Source organism: Acinetobacter sp. TY2, from assembly GCF_046269225.1.
Taxonomy (GTDB): Bacteria; Pseudomonadota; Gammaproteobacteria; order Pseudomonadales; family Moraxellaceae; genus Acinetobacter.
The window spans coordinates 115355-138492 of sequence record NZ_JBJZOR010000011.1; the positions used below are offsets into that span (position 1 = coordinate 115355).

The 23138-nt window shown below is 37.9% G+C and carries 15 protein-coding genes; 6 read left to right on the forward strand and 9 right to left on the reverse strand.

The annotated features are described in order from the left end of the window. Positions 1–87: 87 nt before the first annotated feature. From ACK1JC_RS09265 to ACK1JC_RS09285, 5 genes are all read right to left on the reverse strand, one after another. The gene (locus tag ACK1JC_RS09265; protein WP_409511585.1) at positions 88–975 is read right to left on the reverse strand and encodes a ParB/RepB/Spo0J family partition protein; all 888 of its coding nucleotides are present in this window, start codon (positions 973–975) and stop codon (positions 88–90) included. Next, positions 972–1754, reverse strand: a complete 783-nt coding sequence (locus ACK1JC_RS09270) for a ParA family protein (RefSeq protein WP_409511586.1) — start codon at positions 1752–1754, stop codon at positions 972–974. The genes ACK1JC_RS09265 and ACK1JC_RS09270 overlap by 4 nt, the downstream gene beginning before the upstream one ends. A 26-nt stretch (positions 1755–1780) precedes the next feature. Next, entirely contained in the window at positions 1781–2413 is a 633-nt protein-coding gene (gene rsmG, locus ACK1JC_RS09275) for a 16S rRNA (guanine(527)-N(7))-methyltransferase RsmG (RefSeq protein WP_409511587.1), read from the reverse strand. Positions 2414–2552: 139 nt separating this feature from the next. Beyond that, the gene (gene murU, locus ACK1JC_RS09280; RefSeq protein ID WP_409511588.1) at positions 2553–3254 is read right to left on the reverse strand and encodes an N-acetylmuramate alpha-1-phosphate uridylyltransferase MurU; all 702 of its coding nucleotides are present in this window, start codon (positions 3252–3254) and stop codon (positions 2553–2555) included. Next, positions 3254–4267, reverse strand: a complete 1014-nt coding sequence (locus ACK1JC_RS09285) for an aminoglycoside phosphotransferase family protein (RefSeq protein ID WP_409511589.1) — start codon at positions 4265–4267, stop codon at positions 3254–3256. The genes murU and ACK1JC_RS09285 overlap by 1 nt, the downstream gene beginning before the upstream one ends. Before the next feature lie 123 nt (positions 4268–4390). Between ACK1JC_RS09285 and ACK1JC_RS09290 the strand changes: the two genes are divergently transcribed. The 6 genes from ACK1JC_RS09290 (at position 4391) to ACK1JC_RS09315 (ending at position 13501) form a co-directional block, all read left to right on the forward strand. Continuing rightward, a complete protein-coding gene (locus tag ACK1JC_RS09290; RefSeq protein ID WP_409511590.1) occupies positions 4391–6898 on the forward strand; it encodes an LPS-assembly protein LptD in 2508 nt (835 codons plus the stop codon). Beyond that, the gene (locus ACK1JC_RS09295; protein ID WP_409511591.1) at positions 6898–8211 is read left to right on the forward strand and encodes a peptidylprolyl isomerase; all 1314 of its coding nucleotides are present in this window, start codon (positions 6898–6900) and stop codon (positions 8209–8211) included. The genes ACK1JC_RS09290 and ACK1JC_RS09295 overlap by 1 nt, the downstream gene beginning before the upstream one ends. 200 nt (positions 8212–8411) lie before the next feature. Continuing rightward, positions 8412–11063: a DNA mismatch repair protein MutS gene (mutS, locus tag ACK1JC_RS09300; protein WP_409511592.1), complete on the forward strand. Its 2652-nt coding sequence runs from the start codon at positions 8412–8414 to the stop codon at positions 11061–11063. Between the two features lie 322 nt (positions 11064–11385). Continuing rightward, positions 11386–11709 carry a ferredoxin FdxA gene (gene fdxA, locus ACK1JC_RS09305; protein WP_409511593.1) on the forward strand — a complete coding sequence of 108 codons (324 nt, stop codon included), beginning with the start codon at positions 11386–11388 and terminating at the stop codon, positions 11707–11709. 140 nt (positions 11710–11849) lie between these two features. After that, positions 11850–12566, forward strand: coding sequence for a peptidase M15 (locus ACK1JC_RS09310; protein ID WP_409511594.1), 717 nt, complete (start codon positions 11850–11852; stop codon positions 12564–12566). A gap of 269 nt (positions 12567–12835) precedes the next feature. Beyond that, positions 12836–13501: an O-methyltransferase gene (locus tag ACK1JC_RS09315; protein WP_409511595.1), complete on the forward strand. Its 666-nt coding sequence runs from the start codon at positions 12836–12838 to the stop codon at positions 13499–13501. Positions 13502–13875: 374 nt separating this feature from the next. On the opposite strand, the gene ACK1JC_RS09320 is transcribed toward ACK1JC_RS09315, so the two are convergent. From ACK1JC_RS09320 to ACK1JC_RS09335, 4 genes are all read right to left on the reverse strand, one after another. Further along, entirely contained in the window at positions 13876–14718 is an 843-nt protein-coding gene (locus ACK1JC_RS09320) for a universal stress protein (protein ID WP_409511596.1), read from the reverse strand. Between the two features lie 120 nt (positions 14719–14838). Next, positions 14839–15480, reverse strand: a complete 642-nt coding sequence (locus tag ACK1JC_RS09325; RefSeq protein ID WP_409511597.1) for a DapH/DapD/GlmU-related protein — start codon at positions 15478–15480, stop codon at positions 14839–14841. After that, entirely contained in the window at positions 15449–16060 is a 612-nt protein-coding gene (locus tag ACK1JC_RS09330) for an IMPACT family protein (RefSeq protein ID WP_409511598.1), read from the reverse strand. The genes ACK1JC_RS09325 and ACK1JC_RS09330 overlap by 32 nt, the downstream gene beginning before the upstream one ends. Positions 16061–16229: 169 nt before the next feature. Next, positions 16230–23108, reverse strand: coding sequence for an Ig-like domain-containing protein (locus tag ACK1JC_RS09335; protein ID WP_409511599.1), 6879 nt, complete (start codon positions 23106–23108; stop codon positions 16230–16232). Positions 23109–23138 lie beyond the last annotated feature (30 nt).

Consider the following 23138-nt stretch of genomic DNA (forward strand, 5'->3'; position numbering starts at 1 on the left):
AACGCTCATTTTCAGGGCTTCCTTTGTGACTATGCATCATTTCAATTTTTAATACTGTATTTTGCGACACAAAAGAAGCCTATTTTCTTATTCTGCTAGACAGATATTTAAGATCCCGTCTAATTCATCAAGTGAGTTATAGCTAATCACAAGTTTCCCCTTACCTTGATTATTATAATCAATTTTAACATTGGCACTAAAACGCTCAGACAGCTTCTGAGTCAATTGCTCAACATCAGCCACCAAAGGTGCACTTGCTTTCTCTTGCTTTGGTGTATTCCAATCACGTACCAATTGCTCGGTTTGGCGTACAGATAAGCCCTTATCCATTACAATTTTAGCAATTTGTAATTGATCTTTAGCCTTTAAAGTCAAAATTGCACGTGCATGTCCCATATCAATTTGACCTTGTTGCATCAAGTTTTTCACTTCATCGGTCAGGCTGAGCAAACGTAATAAGTTACTGACTGTAGTACGTGCTTTGCCTACAGTGTCAGCAATTTCTTGATGACTTAAACCAAACTCTTCATGGAAACGCTGCAATGCAAGCGCTTGATCAATTGGGTTTAAATCTTGGCGTTGAATGTTCTCAATCAATGCCAAAGCAATCGCAACTTGGTCAGTCAAATCACGCACAATTGCAGGAATTTCAGTTAGTCCCGCAATACGTGCAGCTCGCCAACGACGTTCACCTGCAATAATTTCATACGCATGTTCAGCATCATCAATCGGGCGAATAACAATCGGTTGCATCACACCATGTTTTTGAATAGAGGCTGCAAGTTCTTGTAAATCAGCTTCATCAATAAAACGGCGTGGCTGATATTCTCCACGTTTCAACTGATTGACATCAATTTGTTTTAACTGACCATGATCTAACGCTTGTACTTCAAGCTGTAATTTTTCTTTTTGGATTGATCCGAGCAACGCATCTAAGCCACGCCCTTTCGCCAACCCTCGTTTTTTTACAGTCATGCGTGACTTCCTTTTTTCACTTTACTTTTTTTCAACATTTCGGCTGCCAAATTTAAATAAGCGATTGCACCCTTGGAGCTTTTTTCAAAATAAATAATCGGTAAACCATGCGCAGGTGCTTCAGCCAAACGTACATTTCGAGGAATTACCGTATCGTACAATTTTTTGCCAAAATACTGTTCAAGCTCCGCAGAAACATCACGTGTTAATGCATTACGCGAATCATACATGGTACGAAGTACACCAATAATTTCCAATTCAGGGTTTAAAGCCTGTTGGATCTTATCAATGGTTTGCGTTAAATCAGCCAAACCTTCCAAAGCATAATATTCACACTGCATTGGAATCATCACACCATGTACAGCAGACAAGGCATTGACTGTGATTAAGCTTAAACTTGGTGCACAATCGACAATGATATAATCAAAATCTTGATCAATTCGTTTTAATGCTTCACGTAAAATAAATTCACGCCCGTCTTGATCTGCAATCGCAAGCTCTACACCTGCAAGATCACGATTTGAACCCAAAACCTTATAGCCTACTTCAGCTTTGGTAATTGCTGTTTCAATCGGCACTTCACCCAATAAAACGTCGGTCACTGAATATAATAAATCATTTTTTTGGATTCCCGAGCCCATTGTGGCATTACCCTGAGAATCCATATCGACCAAAAGGACACGTTTTTTTAATACTGCTAATGAAGCAGCCAAATTCACCGCTGTAGTGGTTTTACCTACGCCGCCTTTTTGGTTAGCGATCGCAATAATTTGAGCCATGGTAACCCCAGTCCTTCATTTGTTTTTTAAATACGTTTTAATAAAAGTAAGTGACGTTGCTCATCTAAGCGTGGCACGTGTAATTCTATAATGTCGCAACTGAATTGATCTTTAAGCGCATCAATTTCATCTTGCGGAATCAAACCTTTCATTGATGCAATAATACTATTGTCATGCATATAAGGGCTTGAAGCTTCAACAAAATCGGTCAATGATGCAAAAGCACGACTGGTAATGACATCAAACTGACCCAATTCTTGGATCATATCTTCATTTTCAACTCGTGTTTGAACAGCAATCACATTTTGTAATTTTAAATCAGCAATAAACTGCTTTAAAAAACGAATTTTTTTACCATTAGAATCGAGTAATACACATGAACGCTCAGGCTGACATAGCGCAATAATCATGCCAGGCATACCACCACCTGTACCAATATCGAGCAGACGACCTTGAGGCAAATCATTTAAAATACTTAAACTATCCAACAAATGCTTTACAAGCATTTCTTTCGGATCACGAATGGCGGTCAAATTGTAAGCTTTGTTCCACAAGACCAATGCATCTTGATACTTTAACAACAAATTCAGTGATTCATCACTCAACTGTAGACCAAGCTTGAGACTGCCTTGTTTTAGCTCTTGAAAAAATGGATGCATAGAGAATGACATCTTCAAAAATTTAGATGAAAGTATACCGATTTCCTGTCCGTGGAACAGTACTTAATGACGAGTTAATACGCAGTTAAGCGTATTAACAAGCACTAAAGCCTTTACTTAGACATCTTAAGACACCGTCTTAAGCATAATCACCTTGTCTAATTTGTAAATCCAATGCCATTAAACGCTCAGGTGTACCCACATCGACCCAAGCACTTTGCATTTTTTCTGCTGAAATTTTATTATCAAGCATGCCTTGTTTAAGTAAAGGTGCGAGCGGGCGCTTCCCCGACTCTAAGCCCTCAAATAGACGAGGATGAATCACTGATACTCCACTAAATGTCAGATTTTCACCTGTTTGCTCTTGATCAAAGGTATACGCACGACCATTTGCAAGTGTGAAATCACCATTAGGATGTTGATCAGGATTATTAACAAAGACCAAATGAGCCAAGTCGCCATCGGTACAATTGCCCAAATCAACATTCAACAAAGTCGAAAAATCAAACTGTGTCCAAACATCACCATTGATTAAAATAAAAGGCTCATCACCGAGTAAAGGTAAGGCATTAATAATGCCTCCTGCAGTTTCAAGCCCTTCATCTTCACGTGTCCAACGGATATTGACACCAAATTGTGAACCATCGCCAAGCGCACCAATAAGTACATCGGCAAGCCATGCTGAATTAATAACAATATCAGTCACACCAATTTGTTTGAGTTTTTCAATGTGCCAAACAATCAATGCTTTTCCACCCACTTCAAGCAAAGGCTTTGGCTTATACAGCGTCAATGGACGCATGCGATTGCCAAGCCCTGCGGCTAAAATCATTGCTTTCATTAAGCTACAACCTCGTAAGTACCGTATTTTTCAGTAAATGCAGGCATGACTCTAGCATTGATAAAATCCATAAATGGTTGCAATTCTGCATATGGTTTAGATTCTTCAAGTAAATACCACATCACACGAGGAAGATCTTTTAAGTAGCCTGATTTACCATCACGTTCAAATAGGCGGACAAAAATACCTAAAATTTTGATATGACGCTGAATCGCCATCAGATCGGCATCTTGCTTAAACTGTTCAAAATCACGGTCTTCTTTGGCGCTTTCAGGCAACAAATCATAAAATACTTTAAACCAACCGTAGACACGTTCTGCATTCCACTGTACATACGCATCACGGGTAATCGAAATTAAGTCGTAAGTATCCGCACCAATTACAGCATCTTGGAAATCAATAACACCTTGCTCTGTTTCACCGTCTAAAATCATCAGATTTCGACTATGAAAATCACGGTGTACAATGACTTGAGGTTGAGCAAGTGCTGCATTTGCAAGAATCGCAAATGTGCGTTTAATCAGTGCTTGTTCACTTTCAGTTGGCTGAATCTTTAAAGATGGTAGTAACCAATCGGTTAACAAATCCATTTCTGAAATTAATTTTTCATAAGAATATGCTGGAAATTGATTCTGACCATCAATCGATTGCAATTGAATCAACTGCTTAAAGCTTTGTGCATAATGTGCATCAACTGTTTGATCATCTAACAGCGTAGACAGTAAAATATCACCAAAGTCTTCAAGTAATAAGAAACCATTTTCTAAGTCTTTTGCAACGATATGCGGTACACGCACACCATGACGATAAAAGAACTCGTCTATAGACACAAAAGGACGACAATCTTCTTTCTCAGGAGGTGCATCCATGAGCATAAATGTTTTATTATTCAATATAATTCGTGCATAACGACGGAAGCTCGCATCGCCTGCTAAAAAGTTGATTTCAAATTGATCTGAGTTGAGTACAGATGTAATCCATGTTTGTATCAATTGTTCACGTTGTATTTTCATTTGCAATTAAATCTATTACAGGCTGTTTTTTTGAAGTTCTAAGTGTAGCCACTTATCAACTTTTTCTCTATGATGCGACAATAATTAATTGCTATCTGCATACTTGGTTGGTTAATGAGACAAATGAAGCATCAGTTTAAATTTAATCCTCTCGCAACTGCTATTTTGACACTTCTATGCGGAAGTTCAATGGCAAGCTATGCAGACCCAATTGACGCTGTCACGACAACTGGAGAAATCCCTGTTGCTCCACAAAACAATGTCAACAACCAAAAACTGCAGCAAGCACTGAAAGAAAGTTTTCCTGGGCAAAACTTTTTTGAACAATATTATGTCGATAAAAACTCAGCCGAAGCGCAAATTCGTGATGATGTAAATACCGCAACCAATCGCTATTGCGATGGTGTTTGGGTAACACCATTTGATCAGCAAAGTAAATCGACCTCACCTCAAGATGGTTCATCGGTCATTACTGCCGATCATGGTTATTACAATCCCAATGGCGACTCAGTACTTTCGGGTGATGTGGTCATTGACCAACAAGGTCGTATGATCCGTGCCGATGAAGTCATACTTGACCAAAGTCAAACTATTGCCAAAGCCAAAGGCAATGTACAAATGGCTCAAGGTGGTCTTATAGCGCAAAGTGATCAAATTGATTACAACTTAAAAGAAGAAACAGGCGAGCTAAACAACAGTTTCTATATTGCAGAAGTCACCCATGCACATGGCCATGCAAGCAAAATTTCTAAAGTTTCACCGACCAAAGTCGTACTAGAAGATGCCAGTTACTCAACCTGCCCACCCGATCAGAAACCGACATGGAAACTACAAGCAGATACCATTGAACTGAATCAAGATACGGGACGTGGTGTAACACGCGGTACAAAATTATACGTTAAAGATGTACCTGTACTAGCTGTACCCTATTTCAATTTTCCCATTGATGACCGTCGTACTACAGGGGTTTTAAACCCAACCTTTGGTTTTTCCAATGACGGTGGTTTTGAACTTGCTGTTCCAATTTATTTAAACCTTGCACCTAATTATGATGCAACAGTAACACCCCGTATTATTAGTGATCGTGGTGTAATGGCATCGGGTGAATTCCGTTATTTAACCGAAAATTTCGGTGCTGGTCGTTTATGGGGATCATATCTTCCATCCGATAAAGAATATGAAAATGATGCTTATCGAATTAAACATGATTTAAGTACAGACCGTGCAGATTTTCACTTTTTACATAATTGGCAAATTAATGACCAATGGTCAACCAATGCTGAATACAACTATGTTTCTGACAAAGACTTTTTCTCTGATCTGAATGCAAGTTCAGATTCAAGAACCGAGTTAAACCAACGTCGTGCTTGGGAACTTAATTATGCGAATGGTGTTCCTGGTTTAAAAGCACAATTAAAAGTCGAAGACTTCCAGACCCTTGATAAAGACATCAACGACATTGATAAGCCTTATGCACGCCTCCCCCAGTTCCTGTTGAACTATGTTGGTGGTAACCCACAAGGTTTTGAATACGAATTTAATAACGACACCGCTTACTTTAAAAAGAATATCTCTGACTTTACCGATTTAGCACAACCTAACGGTACACGTTTATACAACCAAGTTGCTGCGCGCTATAACTTCCGAAATCAGTGGGGATTTTTTATTCCTGAGGCATCTATCCGTACATTAAATACGTATTATGATCAGGATACAAAAACATCAAGTAACTTTAGTTCAGATTCTCAAAATAAATCTGTAGTTGTACCGCAATTTACATTTGATTCAGGCTTAACCTTTGAAAAAGATGGAAAATTCTTACAAACACTGACTCCACGTGCATTCTATGCTTATGCACCGTATGAAAATCAGCAGAACTATCCAAACTTTGATTCAACAACGGCATCAATCAACTATGATCAATTATTCAGTCCTTATCGTTTTTATGGACATGACCGTCTAGAAGATAATAACTTCTTATCTTTAGGTTTAAGTTATAGCTTGTTTGATACACAAGGACTTGAGCGTATACGTGCAAGTGTGGGTCAAAGTTATTTCTTTGATGATCGCAAAGTTAGTTTACTCAATCAGTCAGATGATTTTGATACCGAAAAGAAAACTGGCCCCGTTGTTAGCCTAACCAGTCAGCTATCACAAAATTTCAGCGTTGGAGCAAATGGCGCATGGATGTCAAACGGGGATAATGTTCAGCGTGACCTACAAGCCTACTATACAGGCGATCAAGGTAACCTATTCAATGTTGGCTATTTTTCTCGCAACAATCTACCTGACCGCCAAAAACCATATGATCAAGTTGTTGCTTCATTTATTCAACCTGTAGGCAACAATTGGCGCATCATGGGCCATGCCCAATACGACATTGACAACAATGTTGCCCGTGAATACTTGCTCGGTGTCAATTACGAATCATGCTGTTGGGGTATCTCCGTTTATGGTCGTGAATACTTTAACGACCTTGACGATGTCAATGCATCTGATGTAAAACCAAAACGCGCTGTAATGGCTGAGTTCACCCTGAAAGGACTCGGGGGCTTAAACAACAAATTAAGCTCATTACTTGAAAACCGTATTTTAGGTTTCGACAAAGTTAATCAATCTTGGACCCATTAATGAAGACTCAGAATTTAAAAAAACTCTTTAAAGCGACTGCACTCACACTCTTGATTTCTTCATCAATGTCCGTATTTGCTGAACCGACAGATCAAGTCATTGCGGTTGTAGGTAATAGTGCCATTCTTCAAAGTGATTTAGAGCAAGGTATGGCTGAAGCTGCGCATCAATTACAAGCGCAAAAGAAAGAAGTTCCACCGACTGAATATTTACGTGTGCAAGTTTTAAATCAGCTCATCACCCAAAATGCACAGATGGAACAAGTTAAACGCTATGGTTTAAAGGCAGATGAAAAGAGCCTCAATGAAGCCGTTTTAAAAGTTGCAAATCAATCAGGCGCAACTAGCCTTGAAGCTTTTCAACAAAAGCTAGATAGTGTTGCACCAGGAACGTATGAAGTGCTACGTAACCGTATTGCAGATGACTTGCTCATTCAACGTCTGCGTCAACAACAAGTGATGTCACGCATTAAAATTAGCGATCAAGATGTTGATAATTTCCTCAAATCACCTGAAGGTCAAGCCGCTGTCGGTAGTCAAGTACATGTCATTCACATGCGTATTTCAGGCTCAACAACACCAAGTGAATTGACTCAAATCGCTCAGCAAGTAAAAAATGATCTCAGCAGTAACAATGATTTCAAAACAATCGAAAAAAAATACAGCACTGAGACTGTCAAAGTTGATGGTGCTGATATGGGATTCCGCCCACTGTCTGACATTCCATCAGAACTTGCAGCACGTGTGAGTGTACTCAACCCTGGACAAGCGACTGAGCTGATTCAAGCCAAAGATGGCGTTCACGTTTTAAAATTACTTGAACGTAAAGGCAACGAACAGAAAGCACTTGTTCCTCAGTTTGAAACACGCCATATTTTGATTAAAACATCTGAAGTGGTAAGCCCTGAAAGTGCGAAGCAAACGATTGATAGTATTTACAACCGTATTAAAGCAGGTGAAGATTTTGCTACTTTAGCAGCAACTTACTCGAATGATCCTGGTTCTGCACGTGATGGTGGTAGCTTGGGTTGGGTCAGTCCTGGCATGATGGTACCTGAGTTTGATGCAAAAATGAAAGCAGCTACTGTGGGACAAGTGACTGAACCTTTTGAAACTCAATTTGGTTGGCATATTTTATTGGTCAGTGGTACACGCCAACAAGACATGACCCAAGAATATCAACAACGCATGGCACGTCAAATTTTAGGTGAGCGTCAATTTGACTCTGAACTTGACAGTTGGTTACGTGAACTTCGTTCAAGCACATACATTGAAGTTAAAGACCCTGAACTGAGCAAAGCAATAGGTAAATAATTTACATCGTTAAATCAAAACCCTATCTTCTGATAGGGTTTTTTAATTCTAATTACTACGTATTATTGCCCTATACTGAATATTTCTATCACTTTTAAAATGGAAATATATCAATACAATATTCAGTATATATAATTTTCGTTAAAATCTTTTTGCTAAATTATTTTAGCAAGGTTTCCTTTTTATTCTCCGAGCATTTTATGACTGACAATCAACTCATAGCCGACTTATCTACTCTCACACCGATGATGCAACAATATTTAAAAATAAAAATGCAAAATCCACATTCAATCATGTTTTATCGCATGGGAGATTTTTACGAGCTATTTTTTGATGATGCACGTAAAGCAGCTAAATTACTCGGTATTACACTCACCCATCGTGGTAAAGCCAATGGTGAACCGATTCCAATGGCAGGCGTTCCCTACCATGCAGCAGAAGGTTATCTCGCTCGCTTAGTCAAGAAAGGCGAAACTGTGGTGATCTGTGAGCAAATTGGTGAAGTGACAGGAAAAGGGCCTGTTGAACGTGGCGTAGTTCGTATCATTACACCGGGAACACTCACTGATGATGCACTACTAACTGCACATCAAGCATCGAATTTGGTCGCCATGTGCTTTCAACAAAATCAAGTTGGTATAGCACTCCTTGACCTCAGCGCTGGGATTTTTAAAGTTCAACAGCAAGATTTTAATTCAGAAAGTTTACCGCTTGAACTTGCACGTTTAATGCCAAGTGAAATATTAATTGATGAAGATTTGGTTGATCCAAATATTATCGACTCAGTTAAAAAAAATATTGATTGCCCTATTACAAAACGTCCAAATGTCGATTTCAATTTAAATAATGCACAAAAAACCTTGTGTGATCAGTTTGCCGTTTCAACACTCTCAGGTTTTGGCGTTGATCATCTTCCTTTAGCCAAAGCTGCGGCAGCTGCACTAATTCATTACGCACGTGAAACACAAAAAACGGCTTTACCCCATATTCGCTCCTTAAAACTCGAACAAAGTACAGATTTTATAGCCCTTGATCCTGTTACACGTCGCAATCTAGAAATTATTGATCCATTATTTGAACATGGTACATCACTCTTTTCTCTGATTAATGATTGTCAAACAGCTATGGGGGGACGTTTACTCAGCCGCACCCTAATGCAACCGTTACGTGACACAGCACTACTCGATCATCGCCTTGATGCCACAGATAATCTACTGAAAGGCTATCATGAATCACCTGTTCGACTCGTCCTGAAAGACATTGGCGATATTGAACGTGTGCTCAGCCGTGTGGCTTTAGGTAGTGCTCGCCCACGTGATTTAGTGCAACTGCGTCAAGCATGTGCGCAAATTCCATTTTTACGCCATGCATTACAACCTGTATTAACAAATAAACAATCGCAGCTAATCACTCAACTCAATGAGGAATTAGGTGATTTTAATGGCTTACATGAACGCTTAATGTCATCCATTGTTGAAAATCCACCTGTTTTACTACGTGATGGAAATGTCATTGCAGAAGGTTTTGACGCTGAACTAGATGAACTGCGTAAAATCCGTGATCATGCAGGGCAATTTCTGATTGACCTCGAAATTCGCGAGCGTGAAGTCAGTGGGATCAATACACTGAAAATCGGCTATAACCGTGTCAGTGGCTACTATATTGAACTGACTCGCTCACAAGCAGAACAAGCCCCTGAGCATTATATTCGCCGTCAAACCCTAAAAAATGCTGAACGATATATTACCCCCGAATTAAAATCATTTGAAGATAAAGTCCTATCTAGTGAATCTCGTGCGCTTGCACGTGAAAAAATGCTATTTGAAATGTTACTTGAAGAATTACGTCAAAATATTGGCGATTTACAAATGATGAGCAGTGCCATTGCTCAGATTGATTTAGTAGCCAATTTTGCCCATCAAGCACGTTTAAACAATTGGAATCGTCCTGAATATAGTCCTGAATCGGGTATTAAAATTAATGCAGGTCGTCATCCTGTCGTGGAATCACTAAGTAAAACACCATATACGCCCAATGATACCCTGCTCGATTTTAATCATCGTATGGCGATTATTACAGGTCCCAACATGGGCGGTAAATCGACATTCATGCGCCAAACAGCACTAATTAGCCTGCTTGGATATTGCGGTAGTTTCGTGCCTGCACAATCGGCAAAACTCGGTCCCATAGATCGTATTTTCACGCGTATTGGTTCAGCCGATGATTTATCTTCAGGTAAATCGACATTCATGGTAGAAATGACTGAAACTTCGCAAATATTACACCACGCAACAAGTCAATCATTGGTACTGATGGATGAAGTGGGTCGCGGTACAAGTACCTATGATGGTCTTTCACTCGCTTGGGCATGTGTACTTGATTTAACTCGTCGAATCAAATGTTTATGTTTGTTTGCTACACATTATTTTGAATTGACTGAATTATCGAAAGAATCAGGCATTGATAATTATCACGTAACTGCAAAAGAGTTGAATGGCAATTTAATTTTATTACATAAAGTTCAGTCTGGACCTGCAAGCCAAAGTCATGGTTTACAAGTCGCTAAACTTGCTGGCATTCCTGCAAGTGTGATTAAAGAAGCACAAAAACGTTTGAAAATTTTAGAAAAACAGCAAGTACAGCCAATAACCATAACGCAAAATGATTTATTTGCTTCAATCGATGAAATCACAGATACAACTACACAAGCAGAAGTACACGTTGTTGAAAAAATCATTGAGATTGAAAAATCATCACCTGCGTTAGATGCACTTGCACAATTGGATATTGACAATCTCACACCAAGAGAAGCTTTAGCACAATTGTATCAACTTAAAGAGTTGATGCATTGATTGATTAAATAACACCCAAATCAATATTATATTTATTTTAGCAAGCAAAGCCTGCGTAATTTAGGCTTTGCTTCTTTAATCTACGGCTCTTTATTCATCTTTTAAGCATTTTCACGTTTATCTCAGCTTATTTTTAGAATTTACAATATTTTTAATGGTTTTGAAATCTCGAAATCCTGTGAAAAATAGCTATATCATCATTTTTTCTGTTCTCAGCAGGATCATCTATAACAAATATCAATAAAAGCAATTGTTACTTTCGGCTGTTTTGCCTAAAATACAGCATCATTCATTAGAACCAAATTTTTAGGTAGCTGACGCCATGACCTTTGTAGTCACTGAGAATTGTATTAAGTGTAAATATCAAGACTGCGTAGAAGTCTGCCCTGTAGACTGTTTCTATGAAGGACCTAACTTCCTCGTCATCAATCCAGATGAGTGTATTGACTGTGCATTATGTGAACCAGAATGCCCAGCAAATGCAATTTTCTCAGAAGATGAATTACCTGAAGGTCAAGAAGTCTTTATTGAACTAAATGCTGATTTAGCACAAAAATGGCCAAACATCACTCAGATTGGTGATCAGCCTGAAGATCGTGAAGAATGGAACGGTAAAGCCGACAAACTTCAATATCTTGAAAAATAAGATAGAAAAGATCAGCAAATGCTGATCTTTTTTTCAATCTGAAACGAAAAGGTACAATTGTTTGCAAAATATTCAAAATCTACCGTATATTTCAGTTTAAAATAGCCCATTATTTATTGGCAGTAATTTAAATACCTATAATGAAAGAATTCCTCAAAGGCTTGTTCGCCGTTGGTACCATGACTTTTGTCTTGGTTGGGTGTACTTCTAGCCCGAAGCATAATACGTCAGGAACACAACCCGGTCAGCGCATTCATATCCCGCAAGAACAAGTCACGCTTGATCGCGCAATGCAACCGAAAGTTATGCCTACGTCTTATCGCAATTGGTTAATGCAAGGTGAAAACCAAGCTCGCTCACGTGAATATGAACGTTTTCTTGAGCAAAATGGTTCAGGGAATATCATTCCTAGTTTTGAATTGTTTAAAACTGCACGGGCTTGGGATCAATGTGGTAAATCTGAATATATGATTCCAAATCAAGAATTATGGCGTAATCAGTTGGCAACGCTGAAAGTCTTTAAATATCTTGTTGCTTCAAAAGTATTGACTGATTTTACTGTAACCTCTGTATACCGTGATTTACCTTTAAATCAATGTGCAGGTGGTGCAGGTTCTTCGCGCCATCTATTTAACTCTGCAATTGATTTCCGTATTGGACCTGTTTCTCCACAAGCACAAGATTATGCTTATATTGAAAATACTAAATATAAATTATGTCAATTTTGGGTGCAATATGGTCAAAATCTCAATATGGGATTAGGCTTATACGCGTCGGGTCAAATTCATATTGATACGCAAGGTTACCGTACTTGGGGTCCTGATTTAACCCGTAATAGCTCAATGTGTAATTTATAAAGATATCACTTTCAACTCAACGATATTTATTATCATAAATTGAAAAATAGATTATCACTTAAGGAGATCATTCGATCTCCTTTTTTAGCTGCGCAATAGATCGTGCGATTACCACACTCGGTAACTTAAAACTTTGACATTATAGTGAACAATAAATCTGAGTCTTTTTGTTTAAAATGTCTGTAAAAATACGGAATAAAATTGCACTCTAATTGAAAAAGTTTACAATGCAACTCACTTATACGCTTTAAAATATTCAGGTACATGCTATGCAACAAATGTGGTCAGATATCGATCATTACATCGAATCACATTTAATTCCAGAAGATCCAATTTTAACACAAACCCTTGAAAACACTGCTGCGCATGGTTTCCCTGACCATCTTGCCGTTGCTGCAAATCAAGGTATGCTGTTACAAATGTTGATCCAAATGAATAAATGCAAACGTGTTCTTGAATTAGGCACTTTTGCTGCCTATAGCACTATATGGCTTGCACGTGCATTACCTGAGGATGGCTATATTCTGACAATTGAAGGTCGTGATACCCATGCAGCGATGGGTCAAGAAAATATTGACCGAGCAAATTTACCACAAACAATAGAACTTAAAGTCGGTCGTGCTGCAGACATTCTCAATGCTTTGCCTGAAAATATTGAAGCCTTTGACTTTATTTTTGTCGATGCCGATAAACAGAGCTATCCTGAATATCTTGAATTGAGTTTAAATTTATCACACTCAGGAACAGTGATCGTGCTTGATAATGTCATTCGTGCTGGTGATATTATGAATCCTGAAAATGTTAAGCCAAGCATTGAAGGTATTCGTCAAATGTATCAAGCAATGCAGAATCATCCTAAAATTCTATCTTGTACAGCACTACAAACTGTAGGTAGTAAGGGTCATGATGGTTTTGCAATAGCGATTGTTAAATAATATATACAAACCAAAGTTACCAATTTAAAAAATTAAATGAATATTCAATAAAAGCCACATGATGAATGTGGCTTTTTATTATAGCTAAATTACACATCCTTGAACTAACCACTTTTACTTATTAAAAGTTATCCCCTAAAGCTGTTTGTATAATTGTGGATAACTAATGTATTAAAACATAAGTATATGTATTTGTTAAATCTTTTAACAAAGAATATATTTTAACCAATCTGTTTTTTACTTAATTCTCGCCAACTTCAAATTACATAAAATTCATACTTTTTTCAATCAAAAAGAGAATGAAGAATATCATGAATCATTTAAAATCATGATATTCTTCATTTATGTGATAAAAATCACATATTTATAGAACACTATTTAGCCACCAATAAGGGTACTGTCGTATTCCTAAAAATAGTCGTTGTGACACTACCTAAAAAGAATTGATGAATTTTACTATGACTAAATGCCCCCATCACCAAGAGTTGGATCTGATGCAAGTTTTGATAATCTAAAATATTGGTTGCAACATCACCATAGCGATATTCCATCACTACATCAAAGCCTGCATCTCGTAATAGTTGTGCGGGTTCATTGAGAATTTCTGGGTGATCACCCACGTATAATAAATGGCATTGCAACTGTTTTAATAAATCACTTTTAGCCACACGTTTTAGCATTTTTTGGCAGGTTTCAGAAAGCTCATAGGCAAATATAAAACGTGTCGGCGGTTTAAAATCCTCACCAACAGTCATTACTGTACATCGCGCACCACGAATAAAGTTTTCAACATTACTACCCATAGTTTTATTTTTTTCTGCAGAGCGTTCACCTAAACGCCCAATTACGACAAAATCATCTTCTTGTAATAAATTAAAACTTTGCTCTAGAAAATCACCTTTTTCTTGAATATGTGTTGTGGTTAGTCCATATTTTTCTTGAATCATATTAGAAATATGTTTAAGCAAATTATTACTATAATCGAGTGCAAGCTCACTTTGCTTTTGTTCGAGTTCTGATAGCTCTTTCAGTAACATTGCATTACTTTCAAAACCAATAACACCGCTTATTTCACCTAAATGATAACTTGCAGGATAATAGTCAAGAACTTGCAATAAAACCAATTCACGACCCGTTTTATGTGCGACCCACGCCGCCGCTTCTGCTAAGGCATTAATGCAAGGGGAAGAATCTATACATGCAATGACTCGGTTCATATCAGCCTCTCAATGACTTATACAGCCTCGTGTTGGTTATGTTTTTAACATAGCACAAGTTTTTTAAGCATATCGATGAAGAAATGTAATCAATGACTTACATTTACAATTGATGTGTTTTTAGTCACGATATCGAATCATTTTTGCAGGATTCCCCACAACAATTTCTCGTGTAGCGACATCTTTTGTCACCATACTATTCATACCGACAACCGCTTGATCTGCTATACGTACACCATCTTTAATCCCCACATGTGCGCCGAGCCAAACATCTTTGCCAATTACAATCCCCTTAGATGTGACAGCTTGCTGATATATTGGCTGACCTAAATCCATACCATGATCAAATGCATATAAATGACAATATGCTGCCATACGAACTTGATCTGCAAGGACAATACCACTACGCCCACCATCTAAAATACAGTGATGATTGATCGCAACTTCATTTCCGATGGTAATGGGTCCATGTAAAGTACAATCAGCAGCAATAAAGCAATTATCTCCAATGACAATCTTCCGTCCGGGCTCCGCAAAAATATGCGCTAATGGTGAAATAAAACAATTTTCACCAATTTCTATAGTTTCCATCTGCATTAAATATTCTTGATATTCTTTTTGCCATTCATCCGCCCACAACCGATTTTTTGGCTTTAATGACCAATACAACCATGGCATATAGTTCAAACGGTGTTTATGCTGTTCTCTATATTTTAATGATGGATCTTGTTCACTCACGATTTTCACCCACCATGTCTTCATCCACTGTTTTTAACTGTTCACGCCCACGTGTTACATCTTGAATTTTCAATGCCAAAGCTTGAATTTGCGGTATTTGTAATTGCAACTGAATGACAACGCCATTCTCTATATATTGTTCTTCATATTCAATTTGTTGTTGATTCAACTCATATTGGAAAATCGCCCATTCATTAAATAGACACTGAAAACAAGCTTTTTTCTTTTCAATCAGTTCAATTTTTTCAGCGAGAAGTAAGCATTGCCCTGCACAACCACCATAGGCACGGACTAAACCACCTGTACCAAGTTTAATCCCACCATACCAACGATTGACCAAGACAATAACATTGGTCAACTCATTACCTTCAATGGTCGCAAGTATAGGACGCCCTGCTGTTCCTGAAGGTTCACCATCATCATTAAAACGGACATTGTGTCCAATTTTCCATGCCCAACATTGGTGTGTTGTAGATGTATCTAAATGCTTTTCCAAAAAGGCTTTAACTTGCTGTTCATTTTCCACAGGTGCTGCGATCGCCTGAAAGCGACTTTTTTTAATGTCTTCCTCGAAGCTAACTTCTGTCGCAAGTGTGTATGGCATAAATTAAAATGTAATGACAATTTCATCAATTATACCTGTTTCAGATTAAACTCTCTATTGAAAAGAGGCATAAAAAAATCCCTACATAAGTAGAGATTTTTTAAATTTAGAATTTGAAAAAATCAGATCATCAATCTATATATTTAAATCTATTTTGGCTAAATATAACTCAGTACAACAGATTTTTACCATTAAGCAAATCATCAAGCGTAATATCTTGGTTTTGATTTTGCAAAATAAGGAGTTTTTCTGATTGGAATCCTACTTCCTTACCATCACGATCAATTGATATCGTTGCTGTTTTACTCGCTGCATCATACTGAACATTGACGAAATCTTTAATATCAGATTGGCCGTCTTTAAAACTAACTAGTAATTCAGAGATATCAATCATGTCACCTTCAGCAATATTGAAATCTGTCCATGTATCGAGATCATTGCCACCATGGGCTGACTGATTATTTAACAATTCGAAGAATACTAAATCAGCCCCAGTACCACCTGTGTAGGTATCAACACCTTGCCCTCCAAGCATGACGTCATTGCCTAAACCACCAATAATCGTATCATTTCCTGCACCACCAAGTAATAGATCATTGCCTTCTCCACCATCAATATAATCAGTACCTAAGCCGCCACGAACAAGATCATCTCCTGCACCGGCATGAATAATATCATCGCCATTCAGTCCATAAATTCGATCTGCATTGGCTGTTCCAGACAATGAACCATCATCATTGTCAGTACCTAATAAAATACTATCTTTGGCAGCGTTAAAGGTTCCAGCGTTTAAGAGATTTAACCCGAGTAACTGCGATACATTACTTGAACTTGAAGCACCTTGTGTATCTGTTGCTGTAATACTGATTGAATTCAAAACATCTACATTCAACAGGTTACCATTTAATAATGTGCCGTCATTAGCAGTTAAATACACACTTGTGAGCAACTCGTTTACAGCAAGATTATCAATTTCACCACCACCAATTGCAGTGATAATTAATTTCGAACTTGGTGCAATGAGCCCAAGTACTCCATCATCACTTTTTACAGTAAATTCTAAGCCAAGTTCTTTCGCCAAGGCTTGCGATGCTGTGAGTGCCATTGGTGTCAAACTCAATGTCAGCAGTGGTTGATACTTAACTTCTACGGTTTTTAAATTATTATCTACATCATAGGCTGTTAGATATTGCTGACTCAGATTAATAACACCAAGTGCATCCAAGTTAATAATACCCAATAAGCTACCAACTGAAACTTGTGTTGTTGGTGCGACATTATTTTCAATAAAGCCAATATTTGGAACATCAGTCGTATCAATGCTTGATGTTCCTGTGTTTTTGATATCGCCATCAGAATCTGTCACTTGCGCTGACATATCTATAGTTTTATCTGTCAATGCATCGGCATTAATATTGGCAGAATCAACCTCCAATTTTCCTTTATTGAGTAAGTCTTGAATAATCTGTTGATCGGTATTTTTCACAGATTGACCGTAAGCATTCACCCCATCTACAAGGTTAACGCCTTCTAGTACAATCACTTGATCCGTCTTTGCGGCAACTTTGGCTGAGTATCCGCCAATATAAGCTCCGCTACTACTAATACTAATTACTGTACTCGTTACACCATTTTCAGTCACCAATGCAAAGTGTAAGTAATTAGTCAAGTTACCTGTACTGAAACCTATACGACCTTCTCCAACCAATAATCCCGAAAGATCAAGGACATCTCCTCCTTCTTTCACAGATGCTTTATCGAAATCTTTAATCACATCACGCGCGGGTGTAGTTGTTGTTCCTTGATCACCTGCTTCCCATTTAAAGACATCACTAAAGCGATTTATGGAACCTTGTACATCGCCCCAAAGGATATCGTTACCTTTTCCACCAATCAGAATATCATTGCCATTGCCTGCATAAAGTGTGTCATTTCCAGCGCCACCACGTAAGATATCACTACCTTCACCTGCATCTAGAACATCATCACCATCATACCCGTATAGGCGGTCATCTTTGGATAATGTACTCTTATCACCACTGACCACATCATTGTTTGCAGTACCTTCTTGTAAAATACCTGACTGTTGTAACTTAACGAGTTCACCTAGACCACTTAATACACCGACATCGGCAACATCTACAGTCGTATCTTTACCTGTTTCATTATTACTATCAGTCGCAGTAATTGATTCTCCTGCAAGAAGCTTCACATCCAAAATTTGACCTAAACCCGACACCAATTTCACAGTACCTAAAAACTCATTCAAGCGGTCTACATCCATTGTTTTACCATCTAATGAGGTAATACTGATCTGCGCTGGTGTAATCAGGAATGCATTAATTAGTGAAACTTTAAAACCAAATTCTGCTGCCATTGCAGCTGAATATACGTAATGAAGCCCCAAATCTAAATTGAGCAAGGCAGCTTTATTAATCACAACTTTTGAAATATTGTTATTACCATCTTGAACCGTATAAAGCTGAGTACTACTTAGATCAATTAAGCCAGCAACATTCACATTGGCTGTGCCAAGTAACCCACCTTTATCACCTAAACTTGCTTGTGGTTTTTCATTCACAATGGTTTCAGCAGAAATACCTGATGCAGTGACTTCATATACACCTGTCTTCATGTTCACTTTGACAGTATTGCCATGTACGGTGGTAACCGTCAGTAAGTTATTGGCATCATTTGAATAACTATAAGCGTAAACTGTTGTTGAACTACCCGATTGACTCACAGTGTTATTGACTGAATCATAGATATAAGTGTTACCTTCAATCGTTACTGATTTGAGATGACCTCCATCCATACCAAAAGTTTCAACAAATGTACCTGAAACCGTTCCTACTTCAGTCATGTCTATATTGACCACTGGTGAAACAACAGGCTCACCATCATGTACTACAATACTGAGCTGAGAATTTACACCATTCGTTTCTACTGGGATCTGAATAGTTGCAATATCTGAACTGAGATGATCAATACCTTGAGATAGAACAACCTCGTATTTGCCATTATTATTGGCTTTTATTTCTATCACAATTTCATTGCCGATCTTGCCAAACACTACTCCATTTTCCAGACTCCAAACAACATTTTGTCCTTTGACTTGAACTTGGGCTGTGGGAAGTTTTAAAGTCGTATTGGCGACTGCTAAATCAGTCTCTACAACGAGTGCTGTACCCACATAATTAGATTCGTTTAGTTCGACCGAATGACCAAATTTAGTATGTGCGTTTAATGTTGTTTCAAATTGATTACCCGCCAAATCTACAGCGGTAATTTTGACTGGATAATCTGTTCCATCATTTAAACCAAATAGATCTGTAGAAGTAAATTTAGCCGTCCAATCACCATTGCTATCTACGACTGCAATAACTTTCTTACCATTTATTTCAACGGTAATTATTGTCGAAATTTGATCAATATGCCCTTTAACTTCAACGCCATCTGAAATTTCTTTTAAATCAATTTCAATAATGCCTGAACTTGAATCATTGGCCACTGTATTTACATCTAAAATTGGTGCTTGAGTATCAACATGTAAATTCAGCGTTGTACTTCCAGATATGTTACCCGCTTTATCCACTTGGACAGCTTGTATTATATACGTGCCGTCTGCGAGTCCCTGAGTATATTGATAACTCCATGAACCATCGGCCTTAATAGGTAAAGTAGCAAATGGTGTAGCTGAAACAGTACCATTCACAACTAAATAGAGTTTAATGGTATTGGCAATATTACCTATTGAACCACTATCAAAAGCATGACCCTGAATTTTAGGCGTATTATCATTGGTATGCACAACACCATTATTAATTGTAACAGTGGTATCGGCACCTACATTTCCATGCTCATCTACTTGATCAACAATAGATTCAATTAATGGTGCTATTGGAGGTGTTTTATCAAAAGTCACTGGACGCGAAGCAATTACACTACCGCCAATAACCTGATTTTTAAGTACAAAATTATAATTCCCTTCTTTGAAATTATCTTTAACATTTGTAGCGTTGAGTGTCGCTGTCCATGTATTACCAGTGATCGTAACATTTACAAAATTATTTAGTCCAATACCTACATTTACATCATTACCATTCGCATCTTGAACAAATAAAAACAAGCTACTCAGTAAGTTTTTATCTGCAATTGTTCCTGTAACAATAAAACTGTTTTGTAAACCAGTCCATTCAGTTGCATTAATAATGTCATCACCCGCAATCACATTAATGGTTGCCGATTCTGTACGCGTAATAGGAACTGTACGATCTATAGATGAACTGATATTACCAGCCTGATCTTGTGAAGATACATGGATATGAGCATCACTAGAATAACCAGGAATTGATGGCAGACCCGCCACAGGTACAGTCCATTTACCATTTACATCCGCAGTAGTCGAATATTCAAAAATAGTATTATTCAATATCAAAGAATTTTTAAATAATCCTGAACTAATTTCTATTGTGATTGCTGTTCCCACTGGAATATTGGTTGGTAAATCAATAATTCCATTAGCTAGACTAGACAAATTACCAGTAATAGACTCAGTTCCATATTTAATTATATATGTTCCATTTGTGCCAGAACTTGAATGAATTTTTATCGTATTATCATCAAGAAATACACCCGAAATGTCTGGTCCTGTTAAAAAATCTGTACCGGCTGGATTTCGCCATTGTACATAAACCGTACTTCCTGCTTCCGCAGTTCCAGACAATTTGATTCCTGAAATATACTCAGCAGAGCTGATACTATTATCTCCTGTAACAGCATCTAGTGTTGGCGCTTGAATATGCGTATCGACATTTACAATATAACCCACAGATGGTGCCGAGATATTTCCGGCAATATCAGTAGATTTTGCCGTAATCGTATAGTTGCCGTCTTTTAACACACCATTTTCAAAGAAACCTGTTAATGCAGGATTTGCAGCAGAGAAATCAAACGTCCATTTACCAGTCGCATCAGCCTGAACAGGTGTTGTCGTAATCACTACGCCATTAATAGAAATTTCTACACTTGAACCTGCTTCTGCCGTTCCTGAAAGTGTAAAATCATTTTTATTTACCAATGAACCCGAAGGTATTTTATTGGTATTTACATCGCCATTTAAGTTATCGGATAGATCAGTAATAACAACAGGTTCTATTGTCATATCAATGACGAAATTAGATAAACTTTGATTAATACTCTTATTTCCCGCCAAATCTATTTGGTAAAAATTAAAAGTATTTGCTGAATAATTACCTGCTGGTAACACTAAAATATAGTTACCTTGGCTATCTTTAGTGGTGATTTCTACGGCTGCGCCATTATCTTTTGTATAGTAAAGTTTAGCGCCAGTTTCAACATTTGAAATGGTAATAATCGGATTTTTGGTTGTAACTGTTGTACCTGTTGGATCCAAGACGCCAGTATCTTCTAAAGTCACCGTCACTTGATTCGCAGTCTTATCAATAACAATTGGATTTAGATCTGAAATAACGCTTTCATTGCCCGCAACATCTACTTGTTTAAGTAAAATATCACCTTTTGCATAACTTCCTACAGGCAAGTCATAGCTATATACATTTCCATTTGCAATGACCTCAGTCCAAGCTCCACCTTTAATTTGAATATAGACTTTTGTACCTGCCTCTACATTACCTATCTGTAGCAGCCCATTACTTGTCACTCGATCACCAACTACCGCAGTATCTTCAGCAAGCGTCGCAGTCAGTGGAACAGGTGGATTGGTATCTAGAGTCAAAGCTTTATTGTAAGTAACCTCTACAATATTTCCAGCCTTATCGATCACTTGAACTTTAATATCACCAACAGCATATAGCCCATCATCTTTTAAATTAAAGGATGCGCCTTGACCAAGCTCCCATGCTCCCCCCTTAACTGAGTAGAACCATGTTGCACCAACCTCAATTTTAGATACATCGATTTGTCCATTATTGGTAATAAAATCAGTTTGATTTATACCTGTATCTTGACTCAAGGTTAATTCTGGAAGCTCAAGTTTTGTATCCAACTCATAATTAAAGGAAAGTGTATCTGTACCATCTGTAATTGTAATGACTACATTTCCCTCATTTAAAATCAAAGGAGGATTGTGTGTTTTGAAATCAAATGTCCAAAAACCAGATGCATCCGTAATAACAGTATAATTGACTGAATTAATCGTAATAGTGAGTTGACTCAGTGCAGCCGCTTTACCCGTAATAACAGGTGAAGCTTCATTGCTAAATCCTCCATTCACAATCGATTCTGGTGTAATTAATGGACTACCACCAACTTGATCAACATAATCATAAACACCTGTAATTTCTAACTTAAATTTTGAAGGGTCTAATACAGATGAATTATTAAGTCCAACATCTTCAGTGAAGCTGTTCGTGTCATTACCTACAACATCTTGGATTGCATTAACATCATTCTTACCTACCGTTGGGTCTTCGTAACTCACCTCAACTTTTTGACCACTATAAATTGGTGGTACAAAACTCAATGTCACCTCTTTACCATTGATCGTTACAGTATTGGGTATACGATCTACGCCATTCACATTCACCGTGAAATCATTGGCTTGTGGAGGATTACCTGCATTAAGCACTTCATTGAAAGTTAGAACCAATTGACCGAAAGTATTTACCTCTGCAGTATCTAAAATTGGTCCAGTAACATCACCTGCTTGAATAGTCGTATCATCAATATTTCCAGACGGATCAGTCACTGTTACTTTAATATTTTCACCATCTACTAATGGACGTTTTAAAATTACTTCTGTGATTCCATCTTTAGCTACACCGAGACCAATAACGTTACCTTGCATATCCGTAATTTCAATTAAGCCGATCTCATTTGAAGTCACGGTTATATGAGTAGCATCGTCTATAATTGCTTGTACTGTCGGTGGTGTTGTGTCTTTTTGCGTCGAACCGTTGTCACCGGCATCCACCGTTTCGTTAAAGCCTGCCGTATCGTTACCGCTCGCATCTTGGATGGCATTGCTATCGTTTTGCGCTGTTGGATCGGTGTAGATCACTTGCACACTTTGACCGCTATAGATCGGTGGCGTGAA